The organism is Streptomyces sp. NPDC048671 (genome assembly GCF_055587045.1).
In genome coordinates this window covers 428,970-454,882 of record NZ_JBVJHB010000005.1, presented here as the reverse complement: position 1 = coordinate 454,882, position 25,913 = coordinate 428,970, and the positions used below count along the sequence as shown (strand labels likewise).

The window sequence follows — 25,913 nt, the reverse complement described above, 5'->3', positions numbered from 1 at the left end:
ACGTCGGCACGTCAAGAGCGGAACTCCTACCCGCCCACCGAGACATCGAGCATCCCCAGCCCGCCCCCGGCACCGGCCCGCCGCAAGGCGATCGCGCCGAACGGGGTGCGCAGCCGCAGCCACGCTCCCGACGCGAGCAGCGCGACGGGAAAGTCCGGTGCGGACCGGAGGAAGCCCAGGGCCTGCGCCGCGTGCACGGCCCGCAACGGCAGCTCCGTGCCACCGACGGTCCGTGACCAGATGTCGCGCCCGATGAGGTCCCGCTCCGCCCGCGTACGCCGGTCCTCGGGCAGGCTCTCGTCGCGCGCCCGGAACTCCGCCACGGCGGCGGTCAGCGCCGTGCGCAGGGCGACGGGATCCGGCAGACCCTGGCACTCCTGCCAGCCGCCGCGCGGGGGCAGCACGCCCGTCCAGGGCGGTCCGGTCACCGGCGAGGGCAACACCCCCGCACCGGCTTCCGGTCCCTCGACGTCCAGCGATTCGAGGAGTTCACCGGCCGACACCGTGACATCGAAGTCATGTGTGTCCGCGAGCCGCACCGCCCGGACCGCCAGGACCTCGAACGACGGCGGCCGGCCGAACACGGCGAGCGCCCCGCCGCCCGCCTGGAGGCGTACGGCGGCGGCCCGGTCGTAGTGGAGCAGCCGACCGAGGAAGCCCGCGAGATCCGCGGCCTCCCTCGCGTCGGCGAACAGCAGCGACTGCACGGGCACGGTCATGCCGCCGCGGACTCCTCGGCCAGGTACTTCTGGAGGAAGAGCTTCTCCTCGGCGGAGATCCGCCGCGGGCGTTCCTCGGCCAGGTCGTACGGCACGACGATGGTCGACGCCCGTACGTACACCTGCTCGGGATCCTTGATCTCGTAGGCGATCGTCAGCGACGCGGCGCCGATCTTCGTGACCCAGGATTCGACGGTCACCGGCGAGTGCCGGTGGACCAGCGGCCGGACGTAGTCGATCTCGTGCCGGGCCACGACGGAGCCGCCCGCGAACGACGGCGAGCCGTCCCCCGGCGCCAGCCGGAACATGAAGTCGATGCGCGCCTCCTCCAGATAGCGGAGGAAGACCACGTTGTTGACGTGGCCGAAGGCATCCATGTCCGACCAGCGCAGCGGGCAGCTGTAGATGTGACGAGCCAAGACGATCAGCCTCGCGTGAGCTTCTTGTACGTGGCGCGGTGCGGACGGGCCGCGTCCGCACCGAGACGCTCGACCTTGTTCTTCTCGTACGACTCGAAGTTGCCCTCGAACCAGTACCACTTGGAGTCGCCCTCGTACGCCAGGATGTGCGTGGCGACGCGGTCCAGGAACCAACGGTCGTGGGAGATGACCACGGCCGCACCCGGGAACTCCAGGAGTGCGTTCTCCAGCGAGGAGAGGGTCTCGACGTCGAGGTCGTTGGTGGGCTCGTCGAGGAGCAGCAGGTTGCCGCCCTCCTTGAGCGTCAGCGCCAGGTTGAGGCGGTTGCGCTCACCACCGGAGAGCACACCGGCCGCCTTCTGCTGGTCCGGGCCCTTGAAGCCGAACGCGGAGACGTACGCCCGCGACGGCATCTCGACCTGGCCGACGTTGATGTAGTCCAGCTCGTCCGACACGACGGCCCAGAGGGACTTCTTCGGGTCGATGTTGGCGCGGGACTGGTCGACGTAGGAGATCTTGACCGTGTCGCCGACCTTGATGGAGCCGGAGTCCGGCGTCTCCAGGCCCTGGATCATCTTGAACAGCGTGGTCTTGCCCGCGCCGTTCGGGCCGATGACGCCGACGATGCCGTTGCGCGGCAGCGTGAACGACAGGTCGTCGATGAGGACCTTGTCGCCGAAGGCCTTCGAGAGGTTCTCGACGTTGACGACGATGGAACCGAGCCGCGGGCCCGGCGGGATCTGGATCTCCTCGAAGTCCAGCTTCCGCATCTTGTCCGCCTCGGCCGCCATCTCCTCGTACCGGGCGAGACGCGACTTGGACTTGGTCTGCCGGCCCTTGGCGTTGGAGCGGACCCACTCAAGCTCTTCCTTGAGCCGCTTCTGCCGCTTCTCGTCCTTGCGGCCCTCGACCTTGAGCCGGGTGGACTTCTTCTCCAGGTACGTGGAGTAGTTGCCCTCGTAGGCGATGGCACGGCCGCGGTCGAGTTCGAGGATCCACTCGGCGACGTTGTTCAGGAAGTACCGGTCGTGAGTGACGGCGATGACACAGCCCGCGTACTTCGAGAGGTGCTGCTCCAGCCAGTTCACCGACTCGGCGTCGAGGTGGTTGGTGGGCTCGTCGAGCAGGAGCAGGTCCGGTGCCTCGATGAGCAGCTTGCAGAGCGCGACGCGGCGCTTCTCGCCACCGGAGAGGTTGACGACGGGCCAGTCGCCGGGCGGGCAGCCCAGGGCGTCCATGGCCTGCTCCAGCTGCGCGTCCAGGTCCCACGCGTTGGAGTGGTCCAGGTCCTCCTGGAGCTTGCCCATCTCGTCCATGAGCGCGTCGGTGTAGTCGGTCGCCATTTCCTCGGCGACCTCGTTGAAGCGCTTCAGCTTGCCCATGATCTCGGCGGCGCCGTCCTGGACGTTCTCCAGCACGGACTTCGACTCGTCGAGCTTGGGCTCCTGCATGAGGATGCCGACGCTGAACCCGGGCGACAGGAAGGCGTCACCGTTGGACGGCTGCTCCAGGCCCGCCATGATCTTCAGCACCGTGGACTTACCGGCACCGTTGGGACCCACCACACCGATCTTCGCGCCGGGCAGGAAGCTCAGCGTCACGTCGTCAAGGATGACCTTGTCGCCGTGCGCCTTGCGTGTCTTGCGCATCGTGTAGATGTACTCAGCCAAGAGAAACCGTCCGGCAATCGATGAGTGGGCAGATACACCCCATCTTGCCTGACGGCCACCCCCGGATGGAAACCAGTCCGGTCCGCGGTACGCCCGTTCCCGGCCCCCGGAATGCGCTGGCCCGGCCCCGCGGTACGCGGCGGCCCCGGTACGCGGGTGCGTACCGGGGCCGCCATCAGCACATCGTGACCGTGTGCCTACGGTTCATCACTCGCCGGAGGGCTGGCCCTTGCGCCGGCGGAGGAAGAAGACCGCGCCGCCGCCGATGACGACCAGGGCGATCGCGATTCCCGCGATGACCGGGGTGGCGTTGGAGCTGCCGGTCTCGGCGAGGTCTCCCTCGGCGCCCGAGGAGCTGCCGCCGGCCGTGGCGGTGGTCGTGTTGGGCTGGTCGGCGGTCTGGGTGTCGAGGCCGCCGGTGGTGGTGCTGCCGCTGGTCTTGCAGTCCAGCACGCCCTTGAACGTCTTCGTGAACCCGCCCGGCCCGGTGATCGTGAAGTCGTACGCCTGGTCCTCGGCGACCGGCACGGTCACGGTCGCGGACTTGCCCGCCTCGACGGTGTGCTCCGCCCCGGCCAGCTCGAAGGTGAACGCCTCGTCGCCCTTGTTGCTCGCGGTGACGTCCACACCGCCCTTGGCGCAGTTCTTCTTCGCGGAGAGCGCCGGCATCGCGCCCTTCTTGGCCCAGGTCGCGGTGGCGCTCGCCGAGACCGTGGACTCGCTGGAGCCTGCCAGGATCTGGGTCTGGCTCCTGGTCACCCCGGCGAAGGCGCGGCCGACCGGCACCGAGGTGGTGGCCTGGAGGGTCAGCGAGGCCGAGCCGTCGGCGGAAGCGGCCGGGACGTCGAAGTAGAGCTCGGAGCCGTTGGCCGCCGTGGTGACGGCCTTGCCCTTCTTGTCGGTGACCTTGATGCCGCTGGCGGAGTCGGCGGGCGGGGCCACCGAGACCTGACCGGCGTTGGTGCGGACGGTGACCGGCCCCAGCCGCTCACCGGACCGGCCGGACACGGCGGCGGGGTCCAGGGCGAGGGATGCCTTGGGCTCCGCCGTGTCGGTGGCGGACTTCTCCAGCCAGTCGGCGAGCTTCTCCGCCTGGCCGTCCGACGCGTCGACGTCGGCGTCGTCCGAGAAGCGCCAGATGGCGACCTGGGTACCCGCCGCCGCGGTCTTCTCGGTGAGCGGCCCGGTGCCCGCCGCCTCCGCGAGTGCCGAGAGGTCGTCGATCTGCGGGTAGGAGTGCTCAAGGATCCAGCGGATCCGGCCGGCGTTCTTGTTGCCGCCCAGCGAGGTCTCGGCCCAAGGGGTCTCCAGGTACTTCGCCTGGTCCTGGGTGGGGTTGTGAATGTCGATGCAGTACGTCTTGAGCTTCCCGCCGCCGTCGACGGTCATCTCGAAGAGCCCGGCGGGCAGTCTCTGCTCCTTGCCGTCCGCGTGGAGCACCGCGACGTCGTACGTCTTCAACCCGTCCAGTACCGCGCTCGCGCCGCCCTGGTGCTGGGGCGCCTCGTCGGCAGCCGCGCCGCCGGCCCCCGCGAGGGTGCCGGCCATGACCAGACCGGATGCCACCACCGACGCGGCCAAGCGGGATATGCCCCGCATCCGTCGGGAACTGACCGTCGTCCTTGATGACGAGGCGGTCGATGAAGAAGCAAAAAACACAGAATTCCCCTCCGGGCGAGACCCTCGCGCCTGGTGCGCGTGTGGGGAATGTCCCGCCTGCCGACTCAAGTGCCCTGTGAGTACTGGGGAATCCTAAGGACGAAGCGAAGCACAGTCCCCCGTCATACCGTCGGACAACCATTCCGACTCGGAATCGTTATCCCCGGTAACACTTGGGCCAGAGGCGGTTGGTGCGGCCGGTCAGGGTGCGGACACGAGTTCGGGGCCGCTTTTCCTGCGAACCACCCGACGCCTGGACGCTGGGCGTTCCGGTTGATCCGGTTGATCCGACTCGCCTGTCCGGGGCGGCTGATTCGGCCCGCCTGGCTGACCCGATCGAGCTGACTGATCCGGCTGTTCCGGTGTTTCTCGTGTCTCCGGCCGGAACTCCCCCTGCACAGGCACACGCGCGGGCGTCTGTGCCTGTGCAGGGGGCTGGTCCCTGGCGGACACCTCGCGCACAGCCCATCGGTCCGGCTCCGCCGCCCCCGGGCCGGACGTACGCGACACCAGCCCTGGTTCGGCCCTGACCACCCGTCGGAACGCCGATGTGCCCCGGGTCAGATCGTGGCCCACCGCCGTCGCCTCGATGTCCACGAACGTCCTTCGCTGCCCCTCCCGTTCCTCCTCGCGCACCTTCAGCCTGCCGTGCACCACCAAAGGCTCCCCGACGGATACGGAACCCGTCAGATTCGATGCCAGGGTCCGCCATGCCCACACCGTGTAGAAGCTGGTGTGCCCGTCCGCCCAGAGCTGTTTCTCCCGGTCCCACCGCCGGGGCGTCACCGCGAACCGGAATCGCGCCATTCCCCCGCTCGCGGTCTCCCGGAACTCCACACCGGTGGCCGCATTGCCCACCAGCGTCACCAAGGTCTCGTTCATGGCTCCGCCTCCCCTTCGGTCTGGATTCAGTGACCCGCGCCCTCGCGTCCGGTCACTGATCCCATGGTGAAGGGGAGGCGGAATTCCTGCCGGAACCTGTGGACTAACGGCCCGTTGTGGAAAACTCCGTCACCGCCACATAGCGCTCCCGCACCTCGCGATAGCGCACCAGTTCCGCCGACACCGGATCGAGCACCCTGGCCCGCCCGCAGGCGGCCGCGGCCTCGCGCAGCCGGCGCTCCGCCTCCTGGCCGTACCGTCGTGCGGGCCCCCGGGCCGCCGCCGCGCACGACCACTCCACCAGCGGGCCGCCGATGATCCCCGCCAGCATCACCAGCGCGGGCGTCAGCAGTCCCGGTTCGAGCACGCCGATGATCTGGCCGATCAGCCACAGGCCCCCGAAGATCTGCAGCAACGTCATCGCCACCTGCGCCAGTACGGCCGCGGGCCACCAGGCCGGACGCGGGGGCCTGCCGCCGCGCCCCCGGTGCGTGCCGGTCCGCCCGCCGGGTTCCGCCGGCTCGCCGCTGTCGGCGTCCGCGCCCCGCCCCGGCGCCGCGCCGGCCCGCTCGGCCAGTTCGTCGAGCGCCTCGGGCAGCCCCTGCGCCCCGTGCACCGCGGCCTCGCGCACCGCTTGCGCCCACGGCCCCGGCAGCCCGTCCACGGCGTCGTCCGCGACCGTGCGTACCGCCTGTTCGACCCGCTGGCGTGCGGTGAGCCGCTCCTCGGGCGGTGTGGTGAGTGCCGCCCGGTCCAGGCCTCTCGGCTGCCTGGTGGACTCGTACCAGCGCCAGAGCCGCAGCCACGGCGTCCCGCAGGCCCGGCCTGCGTTGCGGCGCCATTCGCGCTCCGCCGCCTGGCCGGCCGCGGCGGCGCCGACGGCCTCCGAGAGCCGGTCGGCGAACTCCTCCCGGGCCCGCTCCCCCAGCCCCGGCCGCCCCTCGGCGACGTACACCGGACGGAGCCTGGCCGCCGCCGCGTCCACATCGGCGGAGAGCCGGCGCGTCGCGGCCGTGCGCTCCTGGACGAACCGGCCGAGGAGTTCGCGCAGTTCGCCCACCCCGTCGCCGGTGAGCGCGGACAGGGGCAGGACGGTGGCGCCCGGTTCGCCGTGTTCGCCCAGGGCCATGCCGTCCTCGTCGAGCAGCCGGCGCAGGTCGTCCAGGACCTGGTCGGCGGCCTCGCCCGGCAGCCGGTCGATCTGGTTGAGGACGACGAAGGTGACCTCCGCGTGTCCGGCGAGCGGCCGCAGATAGCGCTCGTGCAGGGCGGCGTCCGCGTACTTCTCCGGGTCCACGACCCAGACCACCGCGTCGACCAGCGCCAGTACCCGGTCCACCTGTTCGCGGTGTCCGGCCGCCGCCGAGTCGTGGTCGGGCAGATCGACCAGGACGAGCCCCTGGAGCGCCTCGTCGGCCCCCGTACCGCTCTGCTGCGGCCTGCGCCTGAGCCGTCCCGGGATCGCCAGCCGGTCCAGCAGCCCCGCGGCGCCATCCGTCCACGAACAGGCGATGGGCGCGGCGGTGGTCGGCCTGCGCAGCCCGGCTTCGGAGATCTGCGCGCCCGCGAGGGAGTTGAAGAGCGTCGACTTGCCGCTGCCGCTCGCTCCGGCGATGGCGACGACGGTGTGCCGGGAGGAGAGCCGCTGCCGGGCGGCGGCCTCGTCGAGCACCCGGCCCGCCTCGGCGAGGTCGGTCCGGTCGAGCCGGGCCCTGGAGAGTCCGACGAGTTCGCGCAGTGCGTCCAGGCGGGGGCTGAGCGGGCTGCCGGAGGGAACGTACGCCTCGACCTGGGGGCGTCCGTCGTCCTCCGGGGCGGCTGCCGGTGCCTCCTGGGGTACGGCTGCGGCGGCGCGGCGGGCGATGAGCCCGTCGTCCCAGCCCCTGGCCTGCCTGCCCCGGTCCTTCTCCAGGCCCTCGCCCGGGGCGGGGCCCTCGTCCGGGCTCCGCCCCGGCTCCGGCTCCGGTCCCTCTCCCTGTCCCTGTCCCCGGCCCGGACCTTCGTCAGTGACGGCAGTCATCGCTGCCACCTCTCCTTCTGCAGTACGGACAGCGCGGCGATCAGTTCGGCCTGCGGCTCGGGGGCCACGTCGAGTGCGTCCAGTGGGGCGAGGCGCCGGTCGCGTTCGCCGCCCAGCACCTGGTCGAGATAGCTGCTGAGCAGTGCCCCGCCCTTGTCGCGCAGCCGCAGCGCGCCCTGGACGCCGATGCGTTCGGCGAGCTGTTCGCCCGCGGTGCGGGCCCGGCGGCCACCCAGCAGGGCGGCGGCCAGCAGGGCGGCGACGGTCTCCGGGTCGGGCGCGGCGTTGCGTTCCATGAGGCGCACCTCTTCCTCGGCCAGCTCCTCCAGGACCCTGCGCCAGCGCCGTACGGTCATGGCGATCCGGCCCCGGATGTCTTCGGCGGGTCCCCATCCGCCCTCTTCCCGGCCCACCGTCTCGAAGCCGAACACCGCGGCCGCCGGCTCCCGCTGCCAGGTCGTCCGGATCTGTTCGTCGGCGGCCGCCACCGCGCACTCAAGGAGTGCGGCGAGGCTCTCCACCAGGGCTTCGAGGACTTCTTCCGAGGTGCTGTACAGCGGGTATCCGCGCCACCGGGTCCGGGCGTCCCCGGCGAGCGCGCCGCCGTTCTGCAGCCGCCGCCGGACCCGTGCGCCCTCCTTCCGGTACGCCTCCTCGACCACGCCGGTCAGCCGCACGGCGGCCGCGTACTGGGCCGCGACGGCCCCGGCCAGCGCCGGCATCCGGACATCGAGCGAGTCGATGACCCCGGCGGCCGTCCGTCCGACCGCCTGCTGACGGGCCGCCGGGTCCTGCGCGCGGTGGGTGAGCCAGGCGCGCAGCGGGGCGACCGCCGTGGTGGGCAGCAGTCCGCTGCCGCCGCCCGCCGACTCGGGCAGTTCGGGGATGGTGAAGCGGGGCACCTCGCCGAGACCGGCCTTGGTGAGGAGCGCCCCGTACTGCCGCGACACCTCGGCGATCACCTGGTGCGGTACCCGGTCCAGGACGGTGACGAGCGAGGCGTCGTACTCCTTGGCGGTACGCAGCAGATGCCAGGGCACGGCGTCGGCGTACCGGGCGGCGGTGGTCACCATCACCCAGACGTCCGCCGCGCAGACGAGTTCGGCGGCCAGTACCCGGTTGCGCACGACGAGCGAGTCGATGTCGGGGGCGTCGAGCAGGGCGAGCCCGCGCGGCAGACCGGCGGCGGTCTCGACGCGCAGCGCGGTTCCGTCCTCTGCCGCGTGGCCGTCGAGTCCGTCGAGGTCGTCGCACTGGCCGGGGTTCGCGGACTCCTCGGGCGGCAGCCAGACCCGGGTCAGCTGCGGGAGCACCCGGATGTCCGCGAACCAGTGATGATCATCCGGATGGCAGACCAGCACCGGGGTGCGTGTGGTCGGCCGCAGTACCCCGGCCTCACTGACCCGGCGCCCCACAAGGGAGTTGAGGAGCGTCGACTTGCCCGCGCCGGTGGACCCGCCGATGACGGCGAGCAGGGGTGCCTCGGGGTCCTTGAGGCGGGGCAGCAGATAGTCGTCGAGCTGGGCGAGCAGCTCGATCCTGGTCTGCCTGGCGCGTGGAGCACCCGGCAGCGGGAGTGGAAGACGCACGGCAGCGACACGGTCGCGCAGGGCGGAAAGTGCGTCGATGAGCTGAGGCCGTACGTCCAAGGTCACCACATGCGAAGAATGCCCAATTTTGGCGCCTTTTTGAAGCGTATAGACCCCTCTGCGCGGCGGTTCCTCCTCTGGACAGAGGGGACGAGTGGGGCGCAGGCATAACGAGTGCACAACACCCGTGACGTGAGGCGCCAAAAGCGATGCGTGAATCGCACCTACCTGCGATTATCGTTTCGCTTCACCGAACCTCCACATCGTGCCACGCAGGTGAAGCAACCGGGTCCAGGCGATCGGAGCCCTATCCTTGTCCCGGCAGGTCACGGACCGCCCGGGTCCCAGGGCTCCAGGTCACCGAGGCCACCACCCGGCCCCCGTAGCTCAGTGGATAGAGCAGGCGCCTTCTAAGCGCTTGGCCGCAGGTTCGAGTCCTGCCGGGGGCGCTTCAGCCCAGCCGATGTCGGGCCCTCCCTCGGGAGGGCCTTTTTGCTGGTCGCAGGGACGTTAGCGGGCACGGCGTAGTGACGGCGTAAGGCTGGACGGACCCCCTGATGAGGAGGGTGGCAGCCCGTCCGGGAGTGGTTGCCCGCGAGCCCCGACGGGTAATTCCCCCGAGGGCCCTCCGGACCGGACGCGGCCCCGCGCGGCCCACCGGACAGCCCCGCGCCGCGGGAACACGGCGGTGGAGGCGTGAAGTCGGCGACCGGTACGCGGGCGGGCAGTTCAACGACATTAGCTCGCATACAGAGCTAAAATGGACGGGTGAAGGCGAGCGATCTCCCTGATGAGCTCGCCGGACTTCTGCCCCGCATCCAGCGGCTCGCCCGGCGCAGACTGTGGAACGGCATGTCCGCTCCCCGGCTGCGCGGGGCGCACGCCGAACTGCTGCGGCTGGTGGCCACCGAGCCCGGCGTGCGGGTCTCGACGGCCGCACGGAGCCTCTGCCTCGCGGCCAACTCGGCCAGCACACTGGTGAGCCACCTGGTCGCGGAGGAACTCCTGCGGCGGGAGAAGGACCCCGGAGACGGGCGGGCCGCCCTGCTGTATCCCACCCCCGCGGGGGTGGAGAAGCTGCATGAGTGGCACGCCCGCCGTGAGGCACTCTTCCGCCGGCACCTGGCCGGACTCGACGCCGACGACCGCACGGCACTCGCCGCCGCGCTCCCGGCCCTGCACAGACTCGCCGCGTCACTGCGCGAGGGGGATGAGACCGAGTGACCACAGAAACCGCGCCCGCCGTCCGCTGCACCGCTCTGACCTACAGCTTCGGCAGCTCGAAGGCCGTCGACGGCCTCGACCTGCTGGTCCGGCCCGGTGAGGTGTTCGGGCTCCTCGGTCCCAACGGCGCGGGCAAGACCACCACCATGCGCGCCATCACCACCCTGCTGCCCGTGCCGACCGGCGTCGTCGAGGTGTTCGGCCACGACGCGGCCCGGCAGCAGATGACGGTGCGGCGGCTGCTCGGTTACGTACCGCAGCAGTTGTCGGCCGACGCGGGGCTCACCGGTCTGGAGAACGTCCAGCTCTTCGCCCGCGTGTACGACGTGCCCCGCCGCGAGCGTGCGGCACGGGTCGCCCAGGCCCTGGACGCCGTCGGCCTCGGCGATGTCGCGGGCCGGCTCGCCGGCACGTACTCCGGCGGCATGGTGCGCCGCCTCGAACTGGCCCAGGCCCTGGTCAGCGCCCCCCGTCTGCTGATCCTGGACGAGCCGACGATCGGCCTCGACCCGATCGCCCGGGACAGCGTCTGGGACCGGATCAACGAGATCCGGACCGGCACCGGGATGACCGTGCTGGTGACCACGCACTCCATGGACGAGGCCGACCGCCGCTGCGACCGGCTCGCCCTGATGCACCTCGGCAGGCTCCGCGCGCTCGGCACCCCCACCGAGCTCAAGAACGAACTGGTCGCCCACCGCCGGGAAGCCGGCGAACCCACCTCACCGCCGCCGTCCCTGGAGGACGTCTTCCGGTACCACTCCGGAAGCGGACTGGACGACCCCGGGTCCGAGGAAGAGAAGGGAGCGTTCAACGATGTCCGCCGCACCCGCCGCACCGCAACCCGCCGCGGCTGAGCCCGACCCGCGCTTCGCCCTGCTGCTCACCCCGCCACCGCCCCGCACCGGCTGGCAGGTCGTACCGGCCCGGGTCGGCGCGATGTGCGCCGTCGAACTGCAGAAGCTGATGCACGACCGTACCGAGATCTACACCCGTGCCGTCCAGCCGGCGCTCTGGCTGCTGATCTTCGGCACGACGTTCTCCCGCATCCACGCCATCCCCACCGGCGGCGTCCCCTATCTCGACTTCCTCGCGCCCGGGATCATCGCCCAGTCGGCCATGTTCATCGCGATCTTCTACGGCATCACGATCATCTGGGAGCGCGACTCCGGCGTCCTCACCAAACTCATGGTCACACCGACCCCCCGGCCCGCCCTCGTGACGGGCAAGGCGTTCGCCGCCGGGGTGAAGGCCGTGATCCAGGCCGTCGTCGTCATCGTGATCGCCGCCCTGCTCGGCGTCGGCATGAGCTGGAATCCGCTGCATCTGCTCGGCGTGGTCGCGGTGGTCGTGCTCGCCTCGGCGTTCTTCTCGTGCCTGTCGATGTCGATCGCCGGGATCGTTCTCACCCGTGACCGGCTGATGGGCATCGGCCAGGCGATCACCATGCCGCTGTTCTTCGCCTCCAACGCGCTCTACCCGGTCGCCCTGATGCCCGGCTGGCTCCAGGCGATCAGCAAGGTGAACCCGCTGAGTTACCAGGTCGACGCCCTGCGCGGCCTGCTCATCGGCACGCCGTCCCATCTCGGCCTGGACTTCGGCGTGCTGGCCTTCGCCGCCGCGGTCGGCATCGCGGCCGCCGGCTCCCTGCTCGGCCGGCTCGCCCGCTGAGGACGAAGCGCCGTACCGCACCGGCACGGAACCCCCGCACCGCTCCCGTGGGAGCCGTGCGGGGGTTCCGTGCCGGTGCGGCAGCCACGTATGTGAATCGATTCACCAGGACGGAAGAGAACTGGCCCGTCAAGGCGCCGTCGAGGACCCCTACCCACCCGACCCGTCTGCATCCATTTTCCCTCCGCACCTCCCCCCAACCTCAGGAAATTCCCGCTGCCCACCCATTGACTACGCCTGCAATCCCCGTCTAGCTTCCGAGGAGCCCGATTGAAACCTTTCACGACGTGTGGGTCCCTACGGCCTTCCGCCGGCTCGGTCCACCGCTCAGGAGCCCCTCATGAACAAGTCCGCCAAGGGCCCGGACTCGGCCCCGGAGCCGGCCCCGGTTCTGGCGCTGAAGGGTGTGAGCAAATCCTTCGGTGCCGTACGGGCTCTGCAGGACGTGTCACTCGAACTCTTCCCCGGTGAGGCGCACGCACTCGCCGGGGAGAACGGCGCGGGAAAGTCCACCCTCATCAAGGCGCTCGCCGGGGTGCACCGCCCTGACAACGGTGTCGTACTGCTCGACGGGCAGCCCGTCGTCTTCAACGGGCCCGCCGCCGCCCGCGATGCGGGCATCGCCGTCATCTACCAGGAGCCGACGCTCTTCCCCGATCTGTCGATCGCCGAGAACATCTTCATGGGCCGCCAGCCCCGGCGTTCCTTCGGCCGGATCGACCGCAGGGCCGTGCACGACACGACCGCGGGGCTGATGCGCCGGCTCGGTGTGGACCTGGCCCCCGACCGGCCGGCCCGCGGGCTCTCCATCGCCGACCAGCAGATCGTCGAGATCGCCAAGGCGCTGTCCTTCGAGGCCCGCGTCCTGATCATGGACGAGCCGACCGCCGCGCTCACCGGCAGCGAGACGGCCAGGCTGTTCTCCGTCGTACGGGCGCTGCGCGCCGAGGGTGCGGCCGTGCTGTTCATCTCGCACCGGCTGGACGAGATCTTCGAGCTGTGCCAGCGCGTCACCACCCTCCGCGACGGCAGGTGGATCTCCTCCGAACCGCTGGACGGGCTCACCGAGGACGGCCTCGTGCGGCTCATGGTCGGCCGCGACCTCGACGACCTCTACCCGAAGCAGGACGCCGCCGTCGGCGAGGTCGCCCTCGCCGTGAGCCGGCTGACCCGGGAGGGCGTCTTCCACGACGTGTCGTTCGAGGTGCGCCGGGGCGAGATCGTGGCGCTGGCCGGGCTCGTCGGGGCCGGCCGTACCGAGGTGGCCCAGGCCGTCTTCGGCGTCGACCGCGCCGACGCGGGCGAGGTACGGGTGAACGGCACCGCGCTGCGCCCCGGTTCGCCCACCGCGGCGATGGCCGCCGGGCTCGCCCTCGTACCGGAGGACCGCAGGCAGCGCGGGCTCGTCATGGAGATGTCGATCGAGCGCAACATCGGCCTCACCGGGCTCGACGAGGTCCGCCGCGGCGGACTGGTCAGCCGGGCCCTGGAGCACGACCGGGCCGCCGACTGGGCGCTGCGCCTCCAGCTCAAGTACAACCGGCTGGCCGACACCGTCGGCGTCCTCTCCGGCGGCAACCAGCAGAAGGTCGTGCTGGCCAAGTGGCTGGCCACCGAACCCTGCGTACTCATCGTCGACGAACCCACCCGCGGCATCGACGTCGGCACCAAGGCCGAGGTCCACCGGCTGCTCTCCGCACTGGCCGCCGAAGGGCTCGCCGTGCTGATGATCTCCTCCGACCTGCCCGAGGTGATCGGCATGGCCGACCGGGTGCTCGTCATGCACGAGGGCCGGCTCGTCGCCGAACTCCCGCGCACGCAGGCCACCGAGGAGACGGTCATGGCGGCGGCGACCGGACTCGGCGAAAGGAACGCGGCATGACCACCACCGTCGTAAGCCCGCCGGACGGCGGCCCGAAGGCGCCGGCCCGCAGCGCGGCCTCGCTCGTGGACACGGTCTTCCGGGCCCGCGAGATCTCCATCGCCGGGGCGCTGATCCTGCTGATCCTCGGCACCTACCTGGCCAACCCGCGCTTCCTGTCCGACCAGGGCATCAAGGACCTGCTGCTCAACTCCTCGATCCTGGTGCTGCTCGCGGTCGGCCAGTCGGCCGTCGTCATCACCCGCAACATCGATCTGTCGGTCGGCTCCGTCGTCGGGCTCTCCGCCTTCGCCTGCGGCAAGTTCGTGGCCGGCACCGATCACGGCGTGCTCACCGTCATGCTGCTGGGCATCGCCATCGGAGTGGTCTGCGGGCTGGTCTCCGGCGCGCTCGTCAGCTTCGGCAGGGTGCCGGCGCTCGTCGTGACGCTCGGCATGCTCTACATCATCCAGGGCGTCGACTACTGGTGGGCGCAGGGCGACCAGATCGGCGCGGCCGAGGTCCCCGACCAGATCCTCGGCCTCGGCAGCGGGAGCCTCCTGGGCGTGCCGTATCTGCCGCTGATCACCGTGGTGCTGCTCGCCGCGACCGCGTACTTCCTGCGCAGCTACCGCTCGGGGCGCGAGCTGTACGCGATCGGGTCGAGCCCGGAGGCCGCCGTGCTCGCCGGGGTGCCGATCCGGCGCCGGATCCTGGCCGCGTACGCCTTCTCGGGGGCCGTCGCCGGTTTCGCCGGCACCCTGTGGCTCGCCCGGTTCGGCACGGTCGTCGCGGACAACGCGCACGGCTGGGAGCTGACCGTCGTGAGCGCCGTCGTCGTCGGCGGTGTCGCCATCACCGGCGGCACGGGAACGGTCTGGGGCGCCGCACTGGGCGCCCTGCTGCTCACCACCATCGGCAGCGTGCTGGTGGTCCTGAAGGTCGACTCGTTCTGGCAGGGCGCCATCACCGGCGCGCTGCTGCTCCTGGCCATCAGCATCGACCGAATCGTGAACCTGCGGATGACCGCCGCACTGAGGAAGAGGAGCGCCCGGCATGGCAATGGCGCCTGAGACCGAGAAGGCGGTGCCCGCGGCCCCGCGGGGGTCCGCCAGGACCAAGAGTTCGCTGCGCGGCCTGGCGCTGCGCTGGGACACCGCGGTCGGGGCGCTCCTGGTGGCGGTCGTCGTGGTCGGTCTCGGCACCACCGACGGCTTCGGCTCGGGCGACAACCTCGCGTTCGCCTTCAACGACATCGCCGAAGTCGCCCTCATCGCCCTGCCGATGACACTTCTGGTGGTCGCCGGACAGGTCGACCTGTCGGTCGCCTCGATGCTGGGCCTGGGCAGTGCGCTGACCGGTGCGCTGTGGGACGCGGGGTGGGCGTTCGAGACGATCGTGCCGGTGGTGCTGCTGGTGGGCGTCGCCGGAGGGCTGCTCAACGGCTGGCTGGTCACCAAGGTCGGGCTGCCGTCGCTGGCCGTCACCATCGGCACCCTGGCGCTCTACCGGGGCCTGGCCTCGGTGGCGCTCGGCAGCGACGCGGTGACCGACTTCCCGCAGACGTACTCCGACTGGGCCGTCGACACGACCACCGTGCCCGGCACCTTCCTCACGTACCCCGTCCTGCTGTTCATCGTGCTCGCCGTGGTCACCGCGATCGTGCTGCACGCGACCGGCCTGGGGCGTTCCCTGTTCGCGATCGGGGCGCAGGAGGAGGCCGCGTACTTCGCGGGCATCCGGGTCAAGCGGATCAAGCTGCTGCTGTTCGTCGTCACCGGGCTGTTCTCCGCCTTCGCGGGGATCGTCTTCACCCTCCGCTACGGAAGTGCCCGCGCCGACAACGGGCTCGGCTTCGAAATGCTCGTCATCGCCTCCGTGCTGCTCGGCGGCATCGACTTCGACGGCGGAAAGGGCACGCTCTTCGGCGCGGTCGCCGGGGTGCTGCTCATCGGTGTCCTGAAGAACCTGCTGACCCTCAATGACATCGCCAACGAGGTGCAGGTCATCGTGACCGGTCTGCTGCTCGTGGCGTCCGTCCTCACCCCACGCGTCATCGCGGCCGTGGTCGAACGACGCCACCGGCGCGCCGCCGGCGCCCGCCCCTGATCCCTCCCTCTTCTCCTTCCTTCTCCTTCTCCGCCTTCTCTGTGCTTCTCCTCCTGCTTCGTCCTCGTACGTACTCCTCGAAAGGCACACCGCCGTCATGATGCTCCGCAATGCCGCTGGGCGCCGCGCCGTCGCCACCGCCGCCACCGCGCTCTCGCTCGCCCTCGCCCTCAGCGCCTGTTCCGGCACCACGAAGGACAGTTCCGACAAGGAGTCCACGAAGGCCGAGGCCACGGCGAAGGCCGATCCGGACGCGGCACTGAAGAAGGGGCTGAAGCTCGCCTTCCTGCCCAAGCAGATCAACAACCCGTACGAGAAGATCGTCGACGACGCGGGGATCGCGGCGACCAAGGAGTACGGCGGTACGGGCAAGGAGGTCGGCCCGTCCGACGCCAGCGCCTCCTCCCAGGTCAGCTACATCAACACGCTGATCCAGCAGCGCCAGGACGCGATCCTGGTCGCCGCCAACGACCCGAACGCGGTGTGTGGCCCGCTGAAGCAGGCCATGAAGAAGAACATCAAGGTCGTGGCGTACGACTCCGACACCGCGAAGGAGTGCCGCCAGCTCTTCATCAACCAGGCGAGCTCCGAGGAGATCGGCCGCAGCCTGGTGCAGCACCTCGGTGAGCAGCTCGGCTACAAGGGCAAGATCGCGATCCTCTCGGCCACCCAGAACGCGACGAACCAGAACACCTGGATCGAGTTCATGAAGGAAGAGCTGAAGCTGCCCAAGTACAAGGACATGAAGCTGGTGAAGGTGGCGTACGGGGACGACGCGGACCAGAAGTCGTTCCAGCAGACCCAGGGCCTGATGCAGGCCTACCCCGACCTGAAGGGCATCATCTCGCCCACCACGGTCGGCATCGCGGCGGCCGCCCGCTACCTGAGCGACTCCTCGTACAAGGGCAAGGTCGTGCTGAACGGCCTGGGCACGCCGAACCAGATGCGCAAGTACGTCAAGGACGACACCGTCGAGCAGTTCTCGCTGTGGAACCCGGAGGAGCTCGGATACCTCGGTTCGTACGCCGCGGCGGCGCTGGCGTCCGGTCAGATCACCGGCGCGGAGGGCGAGAAGTTCAAGGCGGGCAAGCTCGGCGAGTACACGATCGGCAAGGACGGCGAGGTCATCCTCGGCAAGCCGACCGTGTTCGACAAGAAGAACATCGACAAGTTCAACTTCTGAGCCCTCGCCGCCACTTCACCCACCGGAGCGCCTGACCCCATGCAGCGTGTCTGCTTCCTGCTGAACGTACGCGCGGACGCCTGGCGTGAGGCACCGCGGGCGGGCCCGGGTTCCCAGGGGATCCGGGCCTGCCCGCACACGCCCTAGGGCCTGTATTGGGTTGTCCCGCGGCGTCGCGGGACAACCCAATACAGGCCCTAGTTCGCGGCGACGGTCAGCAGGATGAAGGCGGCGAGCGAGAGCGCGGTCCGGACTTGGTGGAGGATGTTCCAGCGGGCCTCGAACGCGGTACGGGCCGCGCTGTCGCCGCCCTCGCCCTCGCCCTCGCCCGGTGCCATGGGCGTCCGCGCCTGTGACGGTGATTCCGATGCGGCGAGCGCCTTGTTGAGCGGGATGTTGCCCGCGATCGTGACCAGGTGCGAGCCGATGGCGCAGACCAGCGCCGCGGCCACCGGGGGCCGGCCCCATACGTCCGTCTCGGCGACGAGCACGGCGGCCGGGAAGGCGATCACGCCGAGGAAGATGACCAGGAACACGGGTCCGGGGACCTTCTCGTTGAAGCGGCGCATCGCGGCCGTGAAGTCACCGTCCGGCAGGACCGCGAGGCCGGGCATGATCGCGATCAGGAACGTCAGCAGGAAGCCCGCGTAGAGGCCGGTCGCGATCACGGCGAGGGAGAGGAACAGGGAGGCCATGGGCTCATCATGGCGCAGCGGACCCGGCCGCACAGCCTGATTTCGCACTGCTGTACGATCAAAGGTCCGCTGCCGGTTCCGGCCTCGGCGCGGGCGGCCCGGGTCAGCCCATCTCGCCCTCTCCCGAACTCGTTCCGGTGTCCTCGTGGCCGCCCCTGAGCCGGTCCGCGCGGCCGATCGCGGTGGCCAGTTTCGCCACAGAGTCGTCCTCCGTCGCGGCGGCCAGCGCCTTGGCCCTGGAGGCGAGTTCGCCGAGTCCGGGCGTGCCCGGGAGCCCGCCGCCGCGCAGGGTGTCGGCGAAGTAGGCGGCCACGGCCGTCACCTGGAGCCGGGTGCTGCGGCCGCCCCAGAGCCTCCCCTCGATCGCCCCGGTCCCCACCGAACCCGTCTCCTCGTGCGCGGCCCGGGACTTGGGGTCCAGCCAGCGCACCGTCGCGGTGGCCACATGGCCCGAGGCACCGTCCCGCAGACGCACGGCGTAGAGCGCCGTCACCGTGTGGCCGGGGCCGACCTCGCCGCCGTCCACGCTGTCGTCGCGGAAGTCCTCGTCGGCGACCTTGCGGTCCTCGTAGCCGATCAGCCTGAACTTCTCGACGGTCTTCCGGTCGAAGGCCACCTGCGCCTTGGCGTCGCGCGCCGTCAGTTCGAGGTGCGCGGGCAGCTGGTCGACGAAGACCTTGCGGGCCTGCTCCTCGTCCGCGATGTACGTGGTGTGGCCGTCGCCCTTGTCGGTGAGCCGCTCCATCAGCTCGTCGCCGTAGTCGCTGCCGACCCCGACCCCGAAGAGGGTGATGCCGTACTCGCGGCGGGCGGAGCCGATCCGTTCGAGGATCGCGTCGGCGTCGGTCTCCCCGGTGTTGGCGAGCGCGTCGGAGAGCAGGACGACCCGGTTGTTGGCGCCCTTGCGGTGGCCGTCCACCGCCTCCTCGTATCCACGCCGGACGCCTGCCGCCACATTGGTGGAATCGGTGGCCTCCATGGAGTCGACGGCGTCGTGGATCTTTCCGCGGTGGTCCCGCAGCCGGGTCATCGGCAGCACGGTCTCCGCCTCGTCGCTGAAGGTGACCAGGGAGACCGAGTCGTCGTCGCGCAGTTCGTCGGTGAGGATGCCGAGCGAGGTCTTCACCAGGCCGAGCCGGTCCGCCGAGGCCATCGAGCCGGAGATGTCGACGACGAAGGTGAGGGCGGCGGGCGGCCGTTCGGCGCTGCTCGGCGCGGCCCTGGTCGCCAGGCCGACCCGTACCAGCGACCAGTCGCCGCCCTCGGCGCCGGCCCGTGCCCCGTCGACGGAGACCGTGAAGCCATTGCCCTGCGGGCGCCGGTATCCCTGGCGGAAGCTGTTGACGAACTCCTCCGGCCGTACGGTCTCCGGCTCCGGCAGTCTGCCGTCCGAGAGCGTGCGGCGCGCGTATCCGTAGGACGCGGTGTCGACGTCCAGGGCGAAGGTGGACAGGTAGTCGGGCGGTGCGGACTCCTTCAGCCCGTCCGCCTTCTTCGCACGGTCCTGAGCTGTGCCGCCCGCCCTGCCCGCCCCGCCCGCCCCGCCCGCCCCGCCCGTTGCGGCCGGGGCGGGGGCGGGCGCTCCCCGGCGGTCCGAGGCGACGCTCTTGCCGCCGGATCCCTCCCCCGACCCCGTGCAGCCCGTGAGCAGCACCCCGCCCGCCAGGAGCAGCCCCAGCGCCCCCCGGTACATCCGTGTCCGCCGTTCCATCCCCGTACCCCCTGCCTCGTCGTGTCCACGTGTGAATGTGACGTGCGAGCGGGGCCTCGGGAGCCGGCGCAGACGTTGCGGAAGCATCTCGATGCGGCAACGACGGGCGGCAACGACGGGCGGCAGTTCAGCGGAATATCAGGTTCAGGAAACGGGTGAGAGAACGGGTCAGGAAACGGGTGAGGGAACGGGCCAGGAAACGGGTGAGGGAACGGGCCAGGACACGGGTCAGGAGACGATGTCCTTACGGCTGAACCCGCGGAAGGCGAAAGCGAACAGGATCAGGGCGTACGTCACCGAGATCGACGCGCCCTTCACCATGCCGCCCCACTCCAGGTCGGGCTGGAGCGCGTCCGCCCAGGCGAACTGCCAGTGGGCGGGCAGGAAGTCGCGCCAGGAGCCGAGTGCGGTGACGGCGTCCAGCACATTGCCGACGATGGTCAGCCCGACCGCGCCGCCGACCGCGCCCAGCGGAGCGTCCGTCCTGGTCGACAGCCAGAACGCCAGCCCGGCGGTGACGAGTTGGGAGACGAAGATGAACGCGACGACGAGCGCGAGCCGCGGCACGGTGTCCCCGGTCGCGAGCGCGCCGCCGGTGGGCAGTTCGAGCGGCCCCCAGCCGTACGCGGCGGCTCCCGCGGCCAGGGCGACGAGCGGCAGCAGCACCATCGCGGCGAGGCTGAAGCCGAGCGCGACGACGAGCTTGCTCCACAGCAGCCGTGCCCGGGGCACGGGCGCCGCCAGCAGATAGCGCAGCGAGGACCAACTGGCCTCGGAGGCGACGGTGTCGCCGCAGAACAGCGCCACCGGGACCACGAGCAGGAACCCGGCCGAGACGAACAGGCAGGTCGCGGCGAAGTTCGCGGCGGACTGCGTCGCGGTGTCCATCAGGGTGAGCCGACCGCCGCCCCCGGGCCCGCCGTCCGGGGTGCCGCCGATCGCGAACGCGATGATCAGGATGAACGGCAGCGCGGCCAGCACCCCGCCCATGAGCAGGGTGCGCCGCCTGCGCAGTTGCCGTGCGGCCTCCACCCGCAGCGGGAGGGTGTGCCGGGCGCGGTATCCGGGCGCCTGGGGGGCCTCGGTGACTTCGGCTGCGGTACTCATGCGGAGCCTCCGGAGATCAGGGTGAGGAACGCGTCCTCCAGGCGGCGGTGCGGCCCGACACCGGTCAACGGCACGTCCAGCCTGACCAGTTCGGCGATCAGTTGCGGGGAGGTCACCCCGTCGAGCCGGACCAGGAGCCCGTGCCCGTCGTCCGTGCGGACGGCGGAGCCGATGCCCGGCAGTGCGGCGATCTTCTCCACGAGGGGTTCGGTGAGCTCGTCCGCCGAGGTGACGAGCAGCATGTCGCCCGAGCCGGTGATCTCGGCGACCGGGCCCGCCTGGACGAGCCGGCCCCGGTCCATGACCACCAGGTGGGTGCAGGACTGTTCGACCTCGGACAGGAGGTGGCTGGAGACGATGACGGTCCGGCCGCCGGCCGCGTACCGGATCATCACGTCGCGCATCTCGCGGATCTGTGGCGGGTCGAGGCCGTTGGTCGGTTCGTCGAGGATGAGGAGGTCCGGCATGCCCAGCATGGCCTGGGCGATGGCGAGCCGCTGCCGCATGCCCTGCGAGTACGTGCGGACGGCCCGTGCCAGTGCGTCGCCGAGGCCGGCGATCTCCAGGGCCTCCTCGATGTACGAGTCCGCGGCGGGCCGCCCGGTGGCCTGCCAGTACAGCTCCAGGTTGGCGCGGCCGGACAGGTGCGGCAGGAATCCGGCGCCCTCGACGAAGGACCCGACCCGTGACAGCACGGGCGCCCCGGGCCGGATGGCCCGCCCGAAGACCCTGATCTCTCCGTCGTCGGGGGTGATGAGCCCCATCAGCATGCGCAGCGTGGTGGTCTTCCCCGCGCCGTTGGGTCCCAGCAGCCCGAGCACCTGGCCCTTCTCGACCCGGAAGGACAGCTCCCGGACCGCGTACCGGTCGGCGGACTTGGCGTACTTCTTCGACAGGCCGGTGATCTGGAGCGGTACGTCGGTGAGTGCGGGGTCGGGGGCGGGGCCGGCGGTCCGGCGCCGCATGGTGAGCAGCAGGGCGGAGGCGATCACGACGGCGGCGGCCGGGAGCCCCCAGGTCCACCAGGGCAGGGCGGCCGACGCGGTCGTGAGGCCGGGTGCGGTGGGAACGGTGAGTGGGCCGTCGAGGGAGACGGTGTACGTGGCCGGCGCGGCCGGGGAGGCGTAGCCGAGGTCGGTGGCGGCCAGCACGAGCCGGAGCCGGTGTCCGGAGTCGAGTGCGTGGTCGACGGCGGGCAGCGTCAGCGTCAGGGGCTTGCCCTGCTGGTCGGGGGTGATCCGGTAGGGGGCGACGAGCTGGGAGGGCAGCACCTGCTGCTTGCCGTCCGGCGACACGTCGTACACCTTGCCGAACAGGACCGCGTCGCCCTGCCCCGCCTTCACGTTCACGCGCACGGTCGGCGAGCCGGTGATGTGCAGCCCGGTCTTCAGCGGGGCGGATTCGAAGCGGGCGTTCTGCCCGGGGAAGTCGACGGAGAGCCCGACGCCGAGCGTGGACAGCTGGGCGAGGCCGCCGCCGATGCCGGGCACGGCGGAGATGGCGGGCGGGCTCGCCCCGGCGGGGTTGGTGAACGTCTGGGTCCGCCGGCCCCGCAGCTCGATCCGCTCCTCCCCGCTGGTCAGCCCCGGGTAGGTGTCGCCGCTCGCGCCGCGGGTGAGCGCGGCGCCGTCGGTGGAGTCGATGCCTCCGGTCCGGGTGACGCGGAAGGCGGGTCCGGTGTCGGCGCCCTTGTCGCCCTTCAGGTAGCGGTCGAACCAGTGGCCGACCCGCTGCCGCACCCGGTGGGACTCCTTGTCGCCGCCGTCGTGTCCGCCGGTGACCCAGTCGACGGAGACGGGCGCGCCGTTGGCCTTGATGGCCTTCGCCATGGCGTCGGCCTGTCCGAGCGGGAAGAGGGAGTCGGTCTGCCCCTGCATGATCAGCGTCGGCACCTTGATGCGGTCGGCCACGGCGCTCGGTGACCGCTCGGTGAGCAGCGCACGGGCGGCGGCGTCCGGTTTCCCGCTGACGGCGACCCGCTCGTACATCTCGCAGAGCCGCTTCTCCAGGTTCTGGCAGCCGCCGCCGGTGGTGACGAAGAGGCCGGCCCAGAGTTTCTTGAACACCCCGTCGGGGAACAGCGCGTCGGCGAGGTTCCAGTACGTCATCTCCGGGGCGATGGCGTCGACGCGCCGGTCGTACCCGGCGGCGAGGAGCGAGATCGCTCCGCCGTAGGAGGCGCCCGTGACCCCGACCCTGGGGTCGCCCGCGGCGTCGAGCTGAACCTCGGGCCGGTCCGCCAGCCAGTCGATCAGCCGGGAGACGTCCTTCACCTCGGCGTCGGGTGCGTTGAGCGCGACCTTTCCGCCGGACTTGCCGAAGCCGCGGGCGGACCAGGTCAGCACCGCGTATCCGTCCGCCGCCAACTGCTGGGCCTGCGACCGGGTGTCGGCCTTGCTGCCGCCGAAGCCGTGCCCGATGAGCACTGCGGGCCGGCGCCGTGAACCGCCGGTGGTGAAGTACGAGGTGTCGATGGACACCCCGTCGATGCGCATCATCCGGTCCTGGCGGTGCACGGCCGGCGCGCTGTCGTCGGCCACGGCGGTCCAGGTGCCGGCCCCGGCCAGCACGACGAGTGCGGCGATACCGGCGGCCCACCGGCCGCGACTGCGGGGCAGCAGGCGCCGCCACCGGGACGTACGCGCGTGAGGGGTCTCCATGTGTCGAGCCTAAGCGGGCCCCCACCACGTCCACGCAGCCGCCAGGGGGAGGTACCCGGCCTCCTCAGGGCGTACGGCGCTCCGCGGTCGTACTCCCCCTGCGGTATGCCCGGCCCCCGGGGCGTTGCCGGCCAGTGCTCACTCGCTGGATGCCGCCGCCAGCCAGGTCCGCCAGACGTGACGCGTATTCGGCACCTCGGGGCGGTCCAGGAGCCGGAGAACGTACCCGGCATGGCGCCGGGCCCATGGGTTGTCCGAACGGGACGCCGTTTCAAGCCTGCCGCGCAGGTCGTCACTGTCCACGGCCCTGGCCACGCGCACGTACTCGCGGTCCTTGCAGCGATAAGGCCGCTGGACGACGATCATGATCAGGTCCGCAAGCCTGGCTCTGACCGTCTCGTCGTGGTGAGCGACAGCCACGTCTCGAATGAGGCCCTCCTTCGTGCCCCATGCCTTGGCATGCCGTGTCCACTCCTGCGGATATTCCGCCTCCCACTCCAGGAAGAGCAGTCCGTAGGGAAGACCCGGCCACGCAGCGATGTCCGAACCGGCCGGCCGGTCCCACAGCCCCTCGGGCAGCGAATACCTCCGGACCTCCTGGTAGTTCCTGTGCGCCGCCTTCCGCCCCAGCGAATACCGCCGTCGCCACGTCTTGGTGTACCGATCCCGAGCGTCCCGGGTGTTCCGCTCGGTGTCAGCCAGACGGACAAGCGCCGCAGCATGTTCAACCGGATCGCTCGCTATCAGCCCGTACGCCCAACCCAGCCGCTCGTGCCACACGTCGGCACCATCGACGTTCCCGCCCGTATCCGCTTCCCTCGTCACCCGGTAGATCATGCTCCGCCCCAAGCCGAAACCTGACTTCATTTTTCCCGGTGAAACACGGCACACCGTCCGTCGTACGGCGGCAACGGGACAAGGCGGGGGCGGTCCACCAGTTCCGGTGAGCGGCCAGTTCTCCGGCACCCCACAGGAGCACCTAGGGTGAGAGTCCGAGGCTGGAGGGCGAGGCCGCAGACCACAATTGGTTCATTTCGGAGGGGGAAACCTATGCCTGCACAAAGGATGCAGACGTGGAAGAAGCGCTCGATTCTGGGGGCTTGCCTGGCTGTTTTCCTCGGCTGGATTGTGTGGATCTGCGTCGCCATCACCAATGAACCTGCCGAGGGGGCGGACTCGTTGACCGCGCTGCGGGACGGCGCACGGACCGCGGTACAAGGGGAAGACGCCGAACACCTTCAGCGCTTGTTCGACGAGGACAGCGTGGCTGACGATTACGCGGAGACCTTCATCGACCGCCTCAAAGACGCTGACGCGTTGAACGCCGAGCTCGTTCTTGAGAAGCGGGAGAAAACAAGCTACCTCGTGGTGAAGGGAAATGACCGCGACGGTGCAGCGGTATGCACTCCCTGGATGGTGACCACGAAGGACTCTCGCTGGTATCTCGATGGCACGCCTCCGACAGTCGGAGATCTCTGCCAGTAGTCGGGCTTCGAGCTGAAACTGCGCGGCGAGAGCAAGGGCGAGTGGGGGCGGTTCAAGTGCAGGTCGCACTCCCGCCCCGACTGGGATACAACGCGGGGCCGGGCGACACCGCGCTCAACTTCCGCACCAACCACGAGCACGCCCGCGGCTGCGAGATACCGCCGCCGCGGAAGCTGCTACCTCAGCGTTATCTGTTGTCGCCCAAGGAATGAGTCGACATTCCGGACAGTCGACCTCGGAGGCCCGGCAGGTGCCCGGGAGCCGCGTACGGCGCCTCCCCCGGCAGCAACCGCGCGGCCGCCCCGTCCCGGCCCTCCCGCACCAGCCCATGGATCTCCCTGGCCAGCGGCGTGACATCGCGGACGGACACCGTCCACTCGTCCGCGTAACACCGCGCCGCCTCCCCCGACAGGCCGAGCTGGAGGGAGCGGTACGGGAGGCGGTTCAGGTGCAGATCGCGTTCGGGGTCCCACTGGACCCGCGTCGGGGCGCGGCGCAGGCTGCGTTGCCAGGTGGCGAGGTCGGGGTGCACGCCCCGTTCGTAGTGCGAGAGTTCGGCGTTCGCGAGTGCCCAGTCGAAGCCCTCACGGGCGATCTCTACGGCCAGGACCGTCTCCTGGCCCTCCTTCATGGCCCAGCCGCAGCGATACATCATCCACAGAAAACTGGGCTTGATCCACGTCATGCGGTCACGCTTCCAGGCGGGCGGGAAGCGTCCGTCGCGGGCGGCGGGGAGACCGAGGGACGGGGAGTACGCCTGGTAGACGGTGATGGTGGTGTCTGTGTGGAGCGCGCGGATCTCGTGCTGCTGTGGGGTCGGTGCGGTCATGGCCTCATCACAGCACCGCCGGTGTGCCGTCGGCGAACGGGTTTCCGTGCGGCCTCGTCGTGTGTCATCCGCGGACACTGTGTGGCGCTCCTCGGTGAGTGCGCGGTGCGGGCCGTGGGGGCGTACACCGTGCTGGTCAAGACGATGGTGTGGGCCGGCCAGCTGGTCCTGGTGGCCGCGATGGTGGCCGCGTTCGTCATCTCGGCCGCCCCCGGGGGAGCGGCCCTGCAGTTCTGTCCGGGTCCGGGTGGCAGTGGGCGCCGCTTGCGCGGACCGCTGCCACCCGGTGGAACTACTTTCGGGAAGAGCGCGAGAAGATCAGATAGAGAATGAATCCAATCGGAAGGTGAACTTCCAGCGTCGCCGCCGGAGAGAGAACCACCGATAACTCGATCAGGTCGAACATTTTCGGACCTCCGC

The 25,913-nt window shown here is 70.7% G+C and carries 21 protein-coding genes, 1 tRNA gene and 1 pseudogene; 10 read left to right on the top strand and 13 right to left on the bottom strand.

What is annotated here, in order from left to right; genetic code table 11:
- Positions 1-26: 26 nt before the first annotated feature.
- From ACZ6S6_RS13135 to ACZ6S6_RS13105, 7 genes and pseudogenes are all read right to left on the bottom strand, one after another.
- The gene (locus ACZ6S6_RS13135; RefSeq protein WP_469705548.1) at positions 27-719 is read right to left on the bottom strand and encodes a DUF8010 domain-containing protein; all 693 of its coding nucleotides are present in this window, start codon (positions 717-719) and stop codon (positions 27-29) included.
- Positions 716-1,138, bottom strand: a complete 423-nt coding sequence (locus ACZ6S6_RS13130; protein ID WP_362962478.1) for an acyl-CoA thioesterase — start codon at positions 1,136-1,138, stop codon at positions 716-718. Before ACZ6S6_RS13130 ends, ACZ6S6_RS13135 begins: the two co-directional genes overlap by 4 nt.
- 5 nt (positions 1,139-1,143) lie before the next feature.
- Positions 1,144-2,808 carry an energy-dependent translational throttle protein EttA gene (gene ettA / locus ACZ6S6_RS13125; RefSeq protein WP_362962480.1) on the bottom strand — a complete coding sequence of 555 codons (1,665 nt, stop codon included), beginning with the start codon at positions 2,806-2,808 and terminating at the stop codon, positions 1,144-1,146.
- A 207-nt stretch (positions 2,809-3,015) separates the two neighbouring features.
- Positions 3,016-4,467, bottom strand: coding sequence for an LAETG motif-containing sortase-dependent surface protein (locus tag ACZ6S6_RS13120; protein WP_469705546.1), 1,452 nt, complete (start codon positions 4,465-4,467; stop codon positions 3,016-3,018).
- A 474-nt stretch (positions 4,468-4,941) separates the two neighbouring features.
- Positions 4,942-5,349: pseudogene (locus ACZ6S6_RS13115) on the bottom strand (single-stranded DNA-binding protein); the annotation flags it as partial.
- Positions 5,350-5,452: 103 nt separating this feature from the next.
- Entirely contained in the window at positions 5,453-7,369 is a 1,917-nt protein-coding gene (locus ACZ6S6_RS13110) for a GTP-binding protein (RefSeq protein WP_362962484.1), read from the bottom strand.
- Positions 7,366-9,018: a dynamin family protein gene (locus ACZ6S6_RS13105; RefSeq protein WP_362962553.1), complete on the bottom strand. Its 1,653-nt coding sequence runs from the start codon at positions 9,016-9,018 to the stop codon at positions 7,366-7,368. Before ACZ6S6_RS13105 ends, ACZ6S6_RS13110 begins: the two co-directional genes overlap by 4 nt.
- Positions 9,019-9,334: 316 nt before the next feature.
- On the opposite strand from ACZ6S6_RS13105, the gene ACZ6S6_RS13100 reads away from it, so the two are divergent.
- The 8 genes from ACZ6S6_RS13100 (at position 9,335) to rhaS (ending at position 17,006) form a co-directional block, all read left to right on the top strand.
- Positions 9,335-9,407: transfer RNA gene (locus ACZ6S6_RS13100), tRNA-Arg, on the top strand.
- A gap of 319 nt (positions 9,408-9,726) precedes the next feature.
- Entirely contained in the window at positions 9,727-10,182 is a 456-nt protein-coding gene (locus tag ACZ6S6_RS13095) for a MarR family winged helix-turn-helix transcriptional regulator (protein WP_469705543.1), read from the top strand.
- On the top strand, positions 10,179-11,039 hold the full coding sequence (locus ACZ6S6_RS13090; RefSeq protein ID WP_362962488.1) for an ABC transporter ATP-binding protein: 861 nt from the start codon (positions 10,179-10,181) through the stop codon (positions 11,037-11,039). Before ACZ6S6_RS13095 ends, ACZ6S6_RS13090 begins: the two co-directional genes overlap by 4 nt.
- Positions 10,999-11,853, top strand: a complete 855-nt coding sequence (locus ACZ6S6_RS13085) for an ABC transporter permease (protein ID WP_469705540.1) — start codon at positions 10,999-11,001, stop codon at positions 11,851-11,853. Before ACZ6S6_RS13090 ends, ACZ6S6_RS13085 begins: the two co-directional genes overlap by 41 nt.
- Positions 11,854-12,193: 340 nt before the next feature.
- Complete coding sequence (locus ACZ6S6_RS13080; RefSeq protein ID WP_362962492.1) at positions 12,194-13,735, top strand: sugar ABC transporter ATP-binding protein; 1,542 nt, start codon at positions 12,194-12,196, stop codon at positions 13,733-13,735.
- Complete coding sequence (locus ACZ6S6_RS13075; RefSeq protein ID WP_362962494.1) at positions 13,732-14,787, top strand: ABC transporter permease; 1,056 nt, start codon at positions 13,732-13,734, stop codon at positions 14,785-14,787. The genes ACZ6S6_RS13080 and ACZ6S6_RS13075 overlap by 4 nt, the downstream gene beginning before the upstream one ends.
- Positions 14,771-15,823 carry an ABC transporter permease gene (locus ACZ6S6_RS13070; RefSeq protein ID WP_469705537.1) on the top strand — a complete coding sequence of 351 codons (1,053 nt, stop codon included), beginning with the start codon at positions 14,771-14,773 and terminating at the stop codon, positions 15,821-15,823. Before ACZ6S6_RS13075 ends, ACZ6S6_RS13070 begins: the two co-directional genes overlap by 17 nt.
- A 97-nt stretch (positions 15,824-15,920) precedes the next feature.
- Entirely contained in the window at positions 15,921-17,006 is a 1,086-nt protein-coding gene (rhaS, locus tag ACZ6S6_RS13065; protein ID WP_362962498.1) for a rhamnose ABC transporter substrate-binding protein, read from the top strand.
- Between the two features lie 197 nt (positions 17,007-17,203).
- On the opposite strand, the gene ACZ6S6_RS13060 is transcribed toward rhaS, so the two are convergent.
- The 5 genes from ACZ6S6_RS13060 to ACZ6S6_RS13040 form a co-directional block, all read right to left on the bottom strand.
- Positions 17,204-17,701, bottom strand: coding sequence for an anthrone oxygenase family protein (locus tag ACZ6S6_RS13060; protein ID WP_362962500.1), 498 nt, complete (start codon positions 17,699-17,701; stop codon positions 17,204-17,206).
- 103 nt (positions 17,702-17,804) lie between these two features.
- Positions 17,805-19,412: a vWA domain-containing protein gene (locus tag ACZ6S6_RS13055; protein ID WP_469705534.1), complete on the bottom strand. Its 1,608-nt coding sequence runs from the start codon at positions 19,410-19,412 to the stop codon at positions 17,805-17,807.
- Between the two features lie 228 nt (positions 19,413-19,640).
- On the bottom strand, positions 19,641-20,519 hold the full coding sequence (locus ACZ6S6_RS13050; RefSeq protein WP_362962504.1) for an ABC transporter permease: 879 nt from the start codon (positions 20,517-20,519) through the stop codon (positions 19,641-19,643).
- Entirely contained in the window at positions 20,516-23,179 is a 2,664-nt protein-coding gene (locus ACZ6S6_RS13045; protein ID WP_469705531.1) for an alpha/beta fold hydrolase, read from the bottom strand. The genes ACZ6S6_RS13050 and ACZ6S6_RS13045 overlap by 4 nt, the downstream gene beginning before the upstream one ends.
- 138 nt (positions 23,180-23,317) lie before the next feature.
- Complete coding sequence (locus ACZ6S6_RS13040) at positions 23,318-24,016, bottom strand: hypothetical protein (protein WP_469705529.1); 699 nt, start codon at positions 24,014-24,016, stop codon at positions 23,318-23,320.
- A 228-nt stretch (positions 24,017-24,244) separates the two neighbouring features.
- Here ACZ6S6_RS13040 and ACZ6S6_RS13035 point away from each other — a divergent pair, with 228 nt between their 5' ends.
- On the top strand, positions 24,245-24,664 hold the full coding sequence (locus ACZ6S6_RS13035) for a hypothetical protein (RefSeq protein WP_469705527.1): 420 nt from the start codon (positions 24,245-24,247) through the stop codon (positions 24,662-24,664).
- A gap of 187 nt (positions 24,665-24,851) precedes the next feature.
- On the opposite strand, the gene ACZ6S6_RS13030 is transcribed toward ACZ6S6_RS13035, so the two are convergent.
- Positions 24,852-25,493 (bottom strand): DUF4291 domain-containing protein, encoded by a 642-nt coding sequence (locus ACZ6S6_RS13030; protein WP_469705525.1) that lies wholly within the window; start codon positions 25,491-25,493, stop codon positions 24,852-24,854.
- 81 nt (positions 25,494-25,574) lie between these two features.
- Between ACZ6S6_RS13030 and ACZ6S6_RS13025 the strand changes: the two genes are divergently transcribed.
- A complete protein-coding gene (locus ACZ6S6_RS13025; RefSeq protein ID WP_469705523.1) occupies positions 25,575-25,826 on the top strand; it encodes a hypothetical protein in 252 nt (83 codons plus the stop codon).
- Positions 25,827-25,913 lie beyond the last annotated feature (87 nt).